The sequence below is a fragment of the Streptomyces marinisediminis genome (assembly GCF_026262575.1).
GTDB lineage: Bacteria > Actinomycetota > Actinomycetes > Streptomycetales > Streptomycetaceae > Streptomyces > Streptomyces marinisediminis.
Window position 1 is genome coordinate 34,561 of record NZ_JAPKFL010000035.1, and the last position, 12,349, is coordinate 46,909.

A 12,349-nucleotide genomic window follows, 5' to 3' on the forward strand; every position below is an offset into this window, starting at 1 on the left:
GCGGGCACTGTCAGTGCCCGGCCGTACGGTCGTTCGCATGGGTACGAGCACGCGCTGGAGCGCGGAAGAGGTGCTCACGCTGGCGCCTGACGCGGCGTCACGGAAAGCGGGGAGCAAGCTGGCCGCTCCCGCCCCCTGGTCCGAGACGGGCACGGGGCGGGACGCGGTGTGGGGGCTGTGCCGGGGCAGCGGCAGCACGCCCTACCGCACGGTGGTCGACCTGACGGGCCCGGCCTCCCAATGCAGTTGTCCGAGCCGCAAGTTCCCGTGCAAGCACGCGCTGGGGCTGTTGCTGCTGTGGGCGCAGGGCCCGGCCGGTCCGGACGCCGTGCCGCGGGCCGAGCCACCGCGGTGGGCGGACGACTGGCTGGCCGGGCGCCGCGCCAAGGCGGAGTCCCGGGGCCGCGCCACGGCGGAGGCGGCGGGGCGGGCGGCGGACCCGGAGGCGGCCCGCCGCCGCGCCGAACGCCGCGCGCGGCGCGTCGCGGCGGGAGCCACGGAGCTGGAGCAGCGGCTCGCCGACCTCCTGCGCGGCGGCCTCGCCGGGGCGGACCAGGCGGGCTACACCGTCTGGGACGAGACGGCCGCCCGCATGGTGGACGCCCAGGCGCCCGGCCTGGCCTCCCGCGTGCGCGAGCTGGCGGGGGCAGCGGCCTCCGGGCCCGGCTGGCCGGGCCGCCTGCTGGCCGAGTGCGCCCTGCTGCACCTGCTGTGCCGGGGCGCGCTGCGGCTGGCCCAGCTCCCCGCGCCGCTGGCCGCCACCGTGCGCGGCCACCTGGGGCTGACGACGGAGGCGGCGGCGCTGCTGGCCGACCCGGAGGCCGTCGTCCGGGACCGCTGGCTGGTCCTGGGCCGCGCGGAGGCCGAGGACGGCCGCCTGACCGTACGCCGGTTCTGGCTGCGCGGCGAACGCACCGGGCGGGAGGCGCTGCTCCTCTCCTTCGGCGCGGCCGGGCGGGCACCCGAGCTCGCCCTGCCGGTCGGCCGCGTGCTGGACGCCGAGCTGGCCTACCATCCCGCCGCCCTGCCCCTGCGGGCCGCGCTGGGCCACCGGCACGCGGAGCCGGACGGCGGCGGCACCCCGCGCGGCGTCCCCGTGGCCGAGGCACTCGCCGCGTACGGGCGGGGGCTGGCCGCCGACCCCTGGCTGGAGGGATGGCCGGCCGTGCTCCGCGACGCCGTACCGCTGCCCGGCGCGGACGGCGGGCCGTGGCACCTGGCCGACGCCGCCGGGCCCGACGCGCTGCCGCTGGCCGCCACCGGCCGGTCGGCGCTGTGGCGGCTCGCCGCGGTGTCGGGGGGCGGCCCGGTCACCGTGTTCGGCGAGTGCGGCCACCGGGGGTTCACCCCGCACACCGTCTGGTCCGAGGGGGAGGCGATCGCACTGTGACGAGGACGAACGAGGAGTCGCGCCCGGCGCGACCGATCAGGGGAGCGAGTCCGCCGCCGACCGGCACGGCAGGCACGGCAGGCACGGGGACGGTGGCGGGCGCGGGGTCCGGCACGACCCGACCAGACACGTCGGCAGGCACGGCGCGACCGGGCCCGGCGGCAGGCACGGAGGCGGACACGGTGGATACGGACGTGACGGAGCCGGGCGCGACGAAGACGGGCGCGGACGTGACGGAGACGGGCGCGGACGCGAACGCGACGGAGACGGGCGCCGAGGCGGACGCGACGGACGCGGACGGGGGCTGGGAGGAGCTGGTCACGGCGGCGCTGCTGGGCGCCGAGCGGCGGACACCGCCGGGCGGGTCACCGGCCGCGGTGCTGGACCGCGCGGCCGTGGCGACGGTGCGCCGCCGCGCCGGCGCCCGTCCGGCCTCGCCCGCCGAGCGCCCGGCGCCCGCGGCAGCCGACCCGCGGCCGGCGCTCCCCGCCCCCGCCGCACGGCGGCTGGCCCTGCTGCTGGCCGGACGGGCCGGTGCGGGGCAGGGCGGCCGCCGGGGCACCGCGCCCGACCTGGCGGAGCTGCTCCCCCAGTGGCTGGCCGCCGCCAACGCGCACGGCTACCGGGCTCCGGCCGGTCAGCTCCCGGCCCTGCTGGACGCCGCCCGCGCCCGGACGGACCTGCGGGCCGAGGCGCTGGCCTTCGCCGGCCCCCGGGCGCTGTGGCTGGCCGGGCTCAACCCGGAGTGGCGGTTCGCCCTGCGCGGCACGGCCGGGGTCGCCGCGGTGCCGCCGGACGACGCGCGGGCGGTGCGGGAGCTGTGGGAGGAGGGCCTGTTCGCCGAGCGGGTGGCGCTGCTCACGGCCCTGCGGCGGCAGGACGCGGACGCCGCCCGGGCGCTGCTGGAGACCACCTGGTCGAGCGAGCGCGCCGAGGACCGGCTGCTGTTCCTGGACACCCTGCGCGAGCGGCCGACCGCCCGGGACGAGCCGTTTCTCGAACGAGCGCTCGCCGACCGCAGCCGCACCGTGCGGGCCACGGCCGCCGAGCTGCTGTCCGCGCTGCCGGGCTCGGCGCTGGCGGCGCGGATGTCGGCCCGGGCCCGGGCCTGCGTCCACCCCGACCGCACGGGGGCGGCCGCGGGCGTCGGCCTCGTCGTCGAGGCCCCGTACGAGTGCGACGCGGCGATGCAGCGCGACGGGGTGGTGGCGGCGCCGCCGTCCGGCCGTGGGGAGCGCTCCTGGTGGTTCGGCCAGGTCGTGGAGTCCGCGCCGCTGGAGGACTGGCCCGCGCACCTGGGCGCGCGGGACGCCGCGCGGATCGTCGCCCTGCCGGTCTCCGACGGCTGGCGGGCGGACCTGCACGCGGCCTGGGCCCGGGCGGCCGTGCGCCAGCAGGACGCCGCGTGGGCCCGCGCGCTGCTGGGCAGCCCGCGCCTGCCGCTGGCGGAGGGCGCGGCGGACCCGGCCCGGTTGCTGACGGTCCTGCCCGCCGGGGAGCGCGCGGCGTGGGCGGCGGAGTTCGTGGCGGCGCACGGGCTGGCGGAGGCGTTCCGCCTCCTCGGCACGTGCGCGGTGCCGTGGTCGGGTGCGCTGGGTGACGCGGTGATCGACGCGCTGGAGATAGCCCGGGAGGCGGGCAGCTACCCGTGGAGCTTCAGCGGCGTCATGGGGCTGGCCGAGCGGTGCCTCGACCCGGCGCAGGCCGAGCGCCTGCGGCCGCTGGCCGCCCAGGCGGACGAGCCGGCGTCCGGCGCCCCCGGGTCCGGCGGCTACTGGGCGGAGGCCTTCCAGCGCCTGGCCTCGACGCTGCACGTCCGCGCCGCGATGCTCACCGAGCTGGCCGACGCCGCCCCCGCCCCCTGACGCGGCCCCCGCTCCTTGAGCGACCGGTCCCCGCGCCGCCGTCGGCGAGGCTCCGGCGCGCGCGGAGCCCCCGGCGCCCGGTGCGCTACCGCGCACGCCCCGGTCGCGGCGCCACACCCACCGGGCAGGCCGACTCCGCCGGCGCCCGCGCGGACCCCGCTCGACGCCCGGCCCCTGACCGGCCCCGTCGGCCGACGAGGGCCGGACCGAGCCGGCTCCCGGACCCACCGGCACCGGGGCGGGAGCCCCGGCCCGAGGGCGGGAACGGGCTGGGGGACGGCGGCCCTGCGCGGGGCGCCCAGCGGCGCCCGCGGGGCAGGGCTTCCCGCCGGTACCCGGTAGGCGGGCGCCGGACGCGAGGCCCCGGAAGCGCGGCCGGGGAGCGGAGCCGGGGCGCGGGGTGGCGCGGGCCCGGCCCGAGCGCGGCGCGCGGGTGCGTGGCCGGGGCGTTACGCGGCGAGGGAGCGGACGTGGGTGCGGACCCAGTCGACGATCTCGGTGGTCGTCGCGCCCGGGGTGAACAGCGCGGCGACGCCCTTCTCGCGCAGCGGCGGGATGTCCTCCTCGGGGATGATGCCGCCCCCGAAGACCTGGATGTCCTCCGCTTCGCGCTCCTTCAGCAGCTCCAGCACGCGCGTGAAGAGCGTGTTGTGCGCGCCCGAGAGCACCGAGAGGCCGATGGCGTCGGCGTCCTCCTGGATCGCGGTGTCCACGATCTGCTCGGGCGTCTGGTGCAGGCCGGTGTAGATGACCTCCATACCGGCGTCCCGCAGAGCGCGGGCGATGACCTTGGCACCCCGGTCATGGCCGTCCAGGCCCGGTTTGGCGACCACCACGCGGATCGGACCCGACACACCCATCACTGCCTCCATCGTCATCGACCGCGGCCCGGCAACCGCCGCAGGGGTACCGGTGTGAACGAACGTTATCGTCCCAGCATCGCCCACCCGCTCGTTTCATGGTGCGGGGGGAGGGGGAAATCACACAATGGGAAAAAGGCTTCGCCGCCCCGGGCTGTCCGACCGTACGGGGCCCAGCTCACGGGGGTGAGCCCGATGCAGGTGCCACCGATACTCGGGGCCGCGCGGACGGCGGCGCTGGAGGCGGCGGCGCTCACCGGCCGCCTGGCGCTGTACTCCACCGGGCTGCTGGCCGAGCGCCCCGCCGAACCGGCGCCGGCCGACGCCGCCGGCGCGGGGCCGCGCCCGGCCCTGCTGGTCCACGGGTTCGTGGACAACCGGTCCGTCTTCGCCCTGGCCCGGCGCTCCCTGGGGCGGCACGGCTGGACCCGGCTGGCCTGCGTCAACTACTCCCCGCTGACCCGGGACATCCGCGCGGCGGCCGCGGCGTTCGGCGAGCAGGCCGAGGAGTTCCGCGCGCGCACGGGAGGGGGCCGGGTGGATGTGGTGGCGCACAGCCTGGGCGGGTTGATCGCGCGCTACTTCGTGCAGCGGCTCGGCGGCGACGCGCACGTGCACACGCTGGTGACGCTGGGGACGCCGCACGCGGGGACGCGGGCCGCCCCGGCGCTGTCGGTGCACCCGGTGGTGCGGCAGATGCGCCCGGGGTCCGCGGTGCTGACGGAGCTGGCCGAGCCCGCGCCGGGCTGCCGCACCCGCTTCGTCAGCTTCTGGAGCGAGTGCGACCAGGTGGTCGACCCGGTGCACAGCGCCCGCCTCGCCCATCCGGACCTGCGCCACCGCAGCGTGCGGGTGCGCGGCGTCGGGCACCTGGCCCTTCCGTTGCACGGGGCCGTCATCGCCCAACTCCGCCGCGAACTGCGCGCGGACGGCGCGGACGGCGCGGACCAGACCGCCACCTCGCCGGACGCGGCCTGAGCCGTTCCGGAGGCGGCCGCTCCGCCCGCACGCCTCGCCACGCCCGGACGCGGGACTCGAACGACCGTCGGCCTACTGGCCCGTAGTACGCCGAAAGGGCGCTCTTGTGCCCGGTCTTCGCCTGCTCAAAACCTGCGGACGATTGTCGACCTCACGAAGCGACGGGTACAGTCGCCGACACTGCTCTGGCAGCCCCTGTCTCCGAGGCGAAAGAGAAGTTGGTGGTGAACGACCGTCCCCCGTCGGGTCCTACGGCCACGACAGGCACCGGGGTCTCCGGTTACGCCGGATACGAGGACCCCTACGGGCAGGCCGCCGCCTACGGCTACGCCACCGGTACGCACGCCGGGTACCCGGCCGACGAGCCGCTCCTCGACCCCTGGGCCGCCGACTCCGGCCAGCCGGGTCAGCATCACCCCTTCGAGGGGCCCGGGCATCCTTTCGCCGAGGCGTCCTACGCCCCGGCCGACGACCTCACCACCGCGCGGCTCGGTGCCGCCTACCCCGGCGCCGCGTACGACGGCGTGCCCTACGGCGGTTCCGCCTACGGCGGTTCGCCCTACGGCTCGGCCTACGACGACGCCGTCCACCCTCTCGGCGGCTACCTCGTCGGCGCCGACGAGGCGGCCGGTCACGTGGCCGACGACCCCGCCGCGGAGGGCTACGGCACGGGGCACGGCGCCGTCGCCGGAGACGGCTGGGGCGCGGACGGCTGGTCCACCGACGGCCACCCGCTCGTCGGCGGCATCCCCGCCCAGCCCGGCTACCACTGGGCGACCGCAGCGGGCCCGGACTCGGACGGGGCCGCGGGCGCCTTCCCGGCCGAGTCAGAGCCGGCGCACACCGACCCCGCGCACACCGACCCCGCGCACGCCGACCCCGCGCACTCCTACGCGGCCGACGCGCCCTACGCGACGGGCGAGCACCACATGGCGGTCGAGCGGCTCGCCGCCGCGCAGCCCGAGTCCCACGGGGACCCCTACCCCCGCCCCGGCACCGAGTCCGACACCGAGGCGGACGCCACCGGGTCGGACGGCACCGGGTCAGACGGCACCGGGTCGGACGCCGACGTCCCCGCGTACTCCGCCGTGGACGCCGACGACGTGCCGCCCTCCCCCGGCTCCCTGTCCCCCGTGGAGCCCGCGGCCGCCACCGTCGCCGCGACGGCGGCCACCGCGGGGCTGCCGGTCGGGCGGGCCGGGCGGCGCCGGGCGGCCAAACCCAAGCGGTCGGCCCTGCTGACCGTGGCCGTGCCCTCCGTGTGCGTGATGGGCGTGGCCGGGATCGCCGCGGCGTCCGTCGGCGGCGACGTCGCCGAGAGCGCCGAGGACGCCCCGGCGCAGGCCGCCGAGGACGCGGACACCGCCGCGCCGGTCGCCGTCAACAGCAAGCTCGACACGCAGCTCGCCGGACTCACCGACGACGCCCGCGACTTCGGTGAGCGCGCCAGCCGCACCCAGGAGCGCATCGACCTCAAGGCCCGGCAGGAGGCCGAGCGCAAGCGCAAGGCCGCGGAGGCGGCGCGCCGGGAGGCGCTGCGGCCCAAGTTCGCCCTCCCGGTGGACCAGCGCGGCCTGAGCGCCTACTACGGCCAGGCGGGCATCAACTGGATGTCCGTGCACACCGGCATCGACTTCCCCGTCAGTTACGGCACCCCCGTCAAGGCGGCCACCGACGGCACGATCACCACCAAGTGGGACATCGCCTACGGCAACATGGCCATCGTGACGGCGGCGGACGGCACGCAGACCTGGTACTGCCACCTGAGCAGCACCAAGATCCGCTCCGGCCAGGTCAAGGCGGGCGACACCATCGGGTACGCGGGCAGCTCCGGCAACTCCACCGGCCCGCACCTGCACTTCGAGGTCCGCCCCGGCGGCGGGACCGCGACGGACCCGGTCGCCTGGTTCCGTTCCAAGGGCCTCGACCCGACGTAGGCGCGCCGGGCCCCGCGGGCCCCGGCCACCCGTGCCCGCCGCGCGCCCGCACCGGCGGCGTCCGCACCGCCGCCGCGAGCCGCGACCGGCCGCCGACGGAACCCACTTCGGCCGCGACCGGCCCGTTCAGGGGTGCGCCCCGACCCGGCTCGACCCGGGCGGAGCCGGCGCCGTCCCGGGGCACGGCACCCGGCTCCGCCCGGAGCCCGGCCGCCGCCGGGCCCCGGGCCTACAGCTTCTCCACCGGCGCGTACCGCAGGAGCAGACGCTTGGGCTTGGCGTCGCCGAAGTCGATCGTGGCCTGTGCCTTGTCACCGCTGTCCTGCACCGCGACGACGGTGCCGAGGCCGAACTGGTCGTGCGTGACGCGGTCGCCCACCGCGAGCGAGACCACGGGACGCTCCTGCACCCGGCGGGTGGCGAACCCGCCCGCGCCACCGCCGCGCCGGGGCGCGGACACCGGCGGGGAGGCGGCCCCGGTGCCCAGTCGGCGCCAGTCCACGTACTCGGCCGGGATCTCCTCCAGGAAGCGGGAGGGCGGGTTGTGCGCGGGCTGGCCCCACGCGCTGCGCAGCGTCGCCCGGCTGAGGTAGAGCCGCTCGCGGGCGCGGGTGATGCCGACGTAGGCCAGCCGCCGCTCCTCCTCCAGCTCCTTGGCCTGGCCGAGCGCCCGCTGGTGCGGGAACACGCCGTCCTCCATGCCGGTGAGGAAGACGACGGGGAACTCCAGGCCCTTGGCGGTGTGCAGCGTCATCAGCGTGACCACGCCGGTGCCGGGGTCGCCCGCGTCCTCGTCGGGGATCTGGTCGGAGTCGGCGACGAGGGCCACCTGCTCCAGGAAGTCCGCGAGCGTGCCGGGGTCGTCCTCGCCCCGCTCCTGTTCGAATTCCAGGGCGACGGCGGCCAGTTCCTGGAGGTTCTCCACCCGCGTCTCGTCCTGCGGGTCGTTGGACGCCTGGAGCTCGGCGAGGTAGCCGGTGCGCTCCAGCACCGCCTCCAGCACGGTGGCCGGGCCCGCGCCCGACTCCGCGACCGTGCGCAGCTCCTCCATCATCGTGTTGAACCGCTTGACGGCGTTGGCCGAGCGCGCCGCCATGCCGTACGCCTCGTCCACCCGGCGCAGCGCCTGCGGGAAGCCGATCCGCTCCCGGGCGGCCAGGGCGTCGATCATCGCCTCCGCGCGGTCCCCGATGCCGCGCTTGGGCACGTTGAGGATGCGGCGCAGCGGCACCGAGTCCTCGGGGTTGGCGAGCACGCGCAGGTAGGCCAGGACGTCCCGGACCTCCTTGCGCTCGTAGAACCGCACGCCGCCGACGACCTTGTAGGGCAGGCCGACGCGGATGAAGATCTCCTCGAACACGCGGGACTGCGCGTTGGTGCGGTAGAACACCGCGACGTCGCCCGGGGTGGCGTCCCCGGCGTCGGTGAGCCGGTCGATCTCCTCGGCGACGAACTGGGCCTCGTCGTGCTCGCTGTCCGCGACGTAACCGGTGATGCGCGAGCCGGCCCCCGCCTGCGTCCACAGGTTCTTCGGACGGCGGTTCTCGTTGCGCTCGATGACGGCGTTGGCGGCGGACAGGATGGTCTGCGTGGAGCGGTAGTTCTGCTCCAGCAGGATCGTCGTGGCGTCCGGGTAGTCCTCCTCGAACTGGAGGATGTTGCGGATGGTGGCGCCGCGGAAGGCGTAGATCGACTGGTCCGCGTCGCCCACGACGCACAGCTCGCCGCGCTCCACCCCCGGCCCGGGGCCCGCGCCGTCGGCCCCGGTGGCGAACCCGCCGTCGGCGGCGCCGTGCGGGCCGCCGACCCCGACGAGCTCGCGGACCAGGGTGTACTGGGCGTGGTTGGTGTCCTGGTACTCGTCGACGAGCACGTGCCGGAAGCGCCTGCGGTAGTGCTCGGCGACGTCGGGGAACGCCTGGAGCAGATGCACGGTGGTCATGATGATGTCGTCGAAGTCCAGCGCGTTCGCCTCGCGCAGCCGCGCCTGGTACGTGCGGTAGGCCTCGGCGAGCGTCTTCTCGAAGCCGTCGGTGGCCTGCTGCGCGAAGTCCTCGTCGTCGATCAGCTCGTTCTTGAGGTTGGAGACCTTCGCGCTGAAGGACTTGGGCGGGTACCGCTTCGGGTCCAGGTCCAGGTCGCGGCAGACCAGGGCCATCAGGCGCCTGGCGTCGGCGGCGTCGTAGATCGAGAACGACGACGTGAAGCCCAGCTTCCTGCTCTCCCGGCGCAGGATGCGCACACACGCGCTGTGGAAGGTGGACACCCACATCGACTGCGCGCGCGGGCCCACCAGCTCCGCCACGCGCTCCTTCATCTCGCCCGCCGCCTTGTTGGTGAACGTGATGGCGAGCACGGCCCCCGGGTGCACCTTGCGGGCGCCCAGCAGATAGGCGATGCGGTGGGTGAGGACGCGCGTCTTGCCCGAACCGGCGCCCGCGACGATCAGCAGCGGGGAGCCGCTGTGGACGACGGCGGCGCGCTGCTGCTCGTTCAGCCCCGACAGCAGCGCTTCCGGGTCCGTCACCGGGCGCGGGGCGCCGTCGCGGTAGTGGCCGTCCCGCCCGGGCCCGGCGCCCGGCCCGGCGAAGGAGCCGGTGAACAGGCCCTCCGGCACCTCCTCCGCCGGCTCGCCCGGCTGCCCGGGTACGCCGAGGGACCCCTCGGGCGGGGGCGGCGGCTCCTCGTCCCCGGGGGGCTCGAGGTGGGCCAGGAAGCTGTCGTCGAAGAGGCTGCTCATCGCCTACCGAGTCTAGAGTCTGCCGCGGACACCGGGCCGGGGGCCACCGCTCCTAGACTTGCTCGCATGACTGACGCCTCGCGAGCGCCCGTGCCCGGCCCCGACCACGACCCCGCGCTGCGGGCGTCCCACGCGGACCGCGAGGCCGTGGCCGACCGACTGCGCGAGGCGGCGGGCGACGGACGGCTCGACCTGGAGGAGCTGGAGGAGCGGCTGGAGCGGGCGTTCTCGGCGAAGACGTACGGCGAGCTGGCCCCGCTGACGGCCGACCTGCCCGGCGCGCCGCCACCCGGCGCGCCGGGCCTGCGCGCCGAGGAGCCGCTCGTCCTGCACGCGGGCGCGGGGGACGTCACGCAGACCGGGCACTGGCACGTGCCGCGGCACATCTCGGCGACGTCGCTGATGGGCAACGTCAAGATCGACTTCAGCCAGGCGGAGTGCCACGTGCGCGAGGTGCTGCTGGAGGTCCGGGTGCCCATCGGCGACGTGACGATCGTCGTACCGGAGGGCTGGACGGTGCGGGCGCACGGGGTGCGCGCCTACGTCGGGTCCGTGCGGAACAAGGTGATCGACCCGCCGGCGGACGGGGCGCCGACGCTGGAGGTGACCGGGTCCGCCGGGATGGGGAACGTGCGCATCCGCTACCCGAACCGGTGGGAGCTGCGCCGCCGCAAGTAGTCGCGCCCCGCACCGGCGCGCGGCCACCCGACCCGGGCCGGCCCCGGGTGCGCGGCGCCGACGCGGGGTGGCGCGCCGGACGGCGTCCGCCCGCGGCGTCAGGCCCGGAGCGTGGCGTCAGGTCCAGAGCGTGGCGATGAGGATGTTGACGATGGTCAGCAGTCCGACGGTGCCCATGACCGGTGCCGGGACCGCGCGGTCGTCGCGCTTGACGTAGACCAGTGCGAGGATCACCACGAGCACGGCGAGCTTGATGCCGATCTTGACGTGGTTCACCTCGGCCCCGTCCGCCTCGTTCAGCCCGACGAGCGCCACCCCCGTGACCAGCATCGTGAGCGCGCCGTGCAGCATGCCCGGGAGCATCCGGGCCTCACCGGCGCCCAGGGCCTTCGTCTGGAACAGGAAGCCGCCCAGGAGCGCGGCGATGCCGATGATGTGGAGCGCGACGACGGCGTTGATCAGTATCTCCATGAACCGGAGCGTAACCGGCGGCTAGCAGGCCGGGCCGCCCGGGGCCAGCGGCTCGCGCGGCCCGGTCGCAAACGGTGCGCGAACGGTCGGTGAGCGGCACCGCGAGCCGTACCGGACAGGGCACGGACGATCGCCTGCGGTCAGTGGCGGTCATCGCCCGGCAGGTGGGCGGTGCGGCGGCCTAGCGTCGCCGTCCATGGCAGCGCATCGCAGACCCCGACGCCCCCGTCTTCGCGCCCGCTCCGGCCCGCGGGCCTGGGTGAGCCTGGCCCTGGCCGGGGCCGCCACCGCGACCGCGGCCGCCTCGGGCACCGCCCACGGGGAGCCCCAGACGGACCCCGGCGCCGGGCAGGTACGCGCCGACGTGGACGGGCTGCGCCACGCCGCCGGGGCGGCCACCGAGCGGCACCACGCCGCGCGGGACGCCGCCGACCGCGCCGAGCGGCGGCCGGACACCCTCGCCGACCAGGCCGCCCGCACGGCGGACGCGGCCGACACCGCGCGCAACGCCCTCGGCTCCCTGGCCACCGCCCGGTACCGGCAGGGCGCGGTGGGCCCGACCGTGCGCCTGGCCCTGTCCACCGCGCCGCGTGACGCCCTGCGCCGCGCGGCCACCGAGGAGCGGGCCGGGGCGCGGCAGGCCGGCACGCTGCGGCAGTTGCGCGACCGGCTGCGCGAGGGCGACCTGCCGCGGGCGGAGGCGCGGGACGAGGCCGCCGAGGTGCGCGAGGCCCGGCGGGCGGCGAGCCGGCACAAGCGCGCGGCGCTGGAGAAGCTCTCGGCGGCCCGGCGGTTGCTGGCTGGGCCGGGGAACGCGGGGCCGGAGAACACGGAGCACCCGGCACCGCCGCGCACCGCGGGGGCGCCGGCGGCCCCGGGCACCGCGCCGGGACCCGCCCCAGGCACCCGCGCCGCGCAGGCGGTCGCGTACGCGCGCCAGGCGCTGGGCCGTCCGTACGCCTGGGGCGCCACGGGGCCGGACGCCTTCGACTGCTCGGGGCTCACCCAGGCGGCCTGGCGCGCCGCGGGCGTCTTCCTGCCGCGCACGACGTACACGCAGGTCGACGCGGGCCGCCGGGTGGCCCGCGACGCGCTGGCCCCCGGCGACCTGGTCTTCTTCCACGAGAACCTCAGCCACGTGGGCCTCTACGTCGGCGGCGGCCGGATGATCCACGCCCCTCGGCCGGGCGCCACGGTGCGCGTCGCCCCCGTCGACCAGATGCCGTTCGCGGCGGCCACCCGCCCGGCCTGACGACGCCCCCGCCCGGCCGGCGACGGGCTCGGCCCGGGTCGGCGGCGCACGTCTCCTTCGCCCGCCGGCCGCGGGTGGACGCCGTCCGGGTGCGCGCGGGGCGCCCCGGGGCGCCGTGGGTCCGCCCGGGGCGGGTGGGTCCGCCCGGGGCGGGGCGCGGTCTCAGTCGGTCCGCAGC

Annotated in this window: 9 protein-coding genes; 6 read left to right on the forward strand and 3 right to left on the reverse strand. The window is 77.3% G+C overall.

What is annotated here, in order from left to right:
- Positions 1-37 precede the first annotated feature (37 nt).
- Complete coding sequence (locus OSB71_RS22035; RefSeq protein ID WP_265950538.1) at positions 38-1,390, forward strand: SWIM zinc finger family protein; 1,353 nt, start codon at positions 38-40, stop codon at positions 1,388-1,390.
- 230 nt (positions 1,391-1,620) lie between these two features.
- A complete protein-coding gene (locus OSB71_RS22040; protein ID WP_416237312.1) occupies positions 1,621-3,255 on the forward strand; it encodes a DUF5691 domain-containing protein in 1,635 nt (544 codons plus the stop codon).
- Between the two features lie 449 nt (positions 3,256-3,704).
- Here OSB71_RS22040 and icmB read toward each other — a convergent pair whose 3' ends face one another.
- Complete coding sequence (gene icmB, locus OSB71_RS22045) at positions 3,705-4,115, reverse strand: coenzyme B12-dependent isobutyryl CoA mutase small subunit (RefSeq protein ID WP_265950539.1); 411 nt, start codon at positions 4,113-4,115, stop codon at positions 3,705-3,707.
- 195 nt (positions 4,116-4,310) lie between these two features.
- On the opposite strand from icmB, the gene OSB71_RS22050 reads away from it, so the two are divergent.
- Both OSB71_RS22050 and OSB71_RS22055 read left to right on the forward strand, forming a co-directional pair.
- The gene (locus OSB71_RS22050) at positions 4,311-5,093 is read left to right on the forward strand and encodes an esterase/lipase family protein (protein ID WP_265950540.1); all 783 of its coding nucleotides are present in this window, start codon (positions 4,311-4,313) and stop codon (positions 5,091-5,093) included.
- Positions 5,094-5,317: 224 nt separating this feature from the next.
- Positions 5,318-7,030 (forward strand): peptidoglycan DD-metalloendopeptidase family protein, encoded by a 1,713-nt coding sequence (locus OSB71_RS22055; RefSeq protein ID WP_416237311.1) that lies wholly within the window; start codon positions 5,318-5,320, stop codon positions 7,028-7,030.
- A 229-nt stretch (positions 7,031-7,259) separates the two neighbouring features.
- Here OSB71_RS22055 and pcrA read toward each other — a convergent pair whose 3' ends face one another.
- Positions 7,260-9,770, reverse strand: coding sequence for a DNA helicase PcrA (gene pcrA / locus OSB71_RS22060; protein WP_265950542.1), 2,511 nt, complete (start codon positions 9,768-9,770; stop codon positions 7,260-7,262).
- Between the two features lie 66 nt (positions 9,771-9,836).
- Between pcrA and OSB71_RS22065 the strand changes: the two genes are divergently transcribed.
- Entirely contained in the window at positions 9,837-10,448 is a 612-nt protein-coding gene (locus tag OSB71_RS22065; RefSeq protein WP_265950543.1) for a DUF1707 SHOCT-like domain-containing protein, read from the forward strand.
- Positions 10,449-10,565: 117 nt separating this feature from the next.
- Here OSB71_RS22065 and OSB71_RS22070 read toward each other — a convergent pair whose 3' ends face one another.
- Positions 10,566-10,919 carry a hypothetical protein gene (locus tag OSB71_RS22070; protein WP_265950544.1) on the reverse strand — a complete coding sequence of 118 codons (354 nt, stop codon included), beginning with the start codon at positions 10,917-10,919 and terminating at the stop codon, positions 10,566-10,568.
- Positions 10,920-11,115: 196 nt separating this feature from the next.
- Here OSB71_RS22070 and OSB71_RS22075 point away from each other — a divergent pair, with 196 nt between their 5' ends.
- On the forward strand, positions 11,116-12,171 hold the full coding sequence (locus OSB71_RS22075; RefSeq protein WP_265950545.1) for a C40 family peptidase: 1,056 nt from the start codon (positions 11,116-11,118) through the stop codon (positions 12,169-12,171).
- Positions 12,172-12,349: the final 178 nt, after the last annotated feature.

What these genes read in the sequence shown, in the direction of transcription:
- OSB71_RS22035 (WP_265950538.1), top strand. Translation starts at nt 38, where the DNA reads ATGGGTACGAGCACGCGCTGGAGCGCGGAAGAGGTGCTCACGCTGGCG.
- icmB (WP_265950539.1), bottom strand. Translation starts at nt 4,115, where the DNA reads ATGGGTGTGTCGGGTCCGATCCGCGTGGTGGTCGCCAAACCGGGCCTG.
- OSB71_RS22050 (WP_265950540.1), top strand. Translation starts at nt 4,311, where the DNA reads ATGCAGGTGCCACCGATACTCGGGGCCGCGCGGACGGCGGCGCTGGAG.
- pcrA (WP_265950542.1), bottom strand. Translation starts at nt 9,770, where the DNA reads ATGAGCAGCCTCTTCGACGACAGCTTCCTGGCCCACCTCGAGCCCCCC.
- OSB71_RS22065 (WP_265950543.1), top strand. Translation starts at nt 9,837, where the DNA reads ATGACTGACGCCTCGCGAGCGCCCGTGCCCGGCCCCGACCACGACCCC.
- OSB71_RS22070 (WP_265950544.1), bottom strand. Translation starts at nt 10,919, where the DNA reads ATGGAGATACTGATCAACGCCGTCGTCGCGCTCCACATCATCGGCATC.
- OSB71_RS22075 (WP_265950545.1), top strand. Translation starts at nt 11,116, where the DNA reads ATGGCAGCGCATCGCAGACCCCGACGCCCCCGTCTTCGCGCCCGCTCC.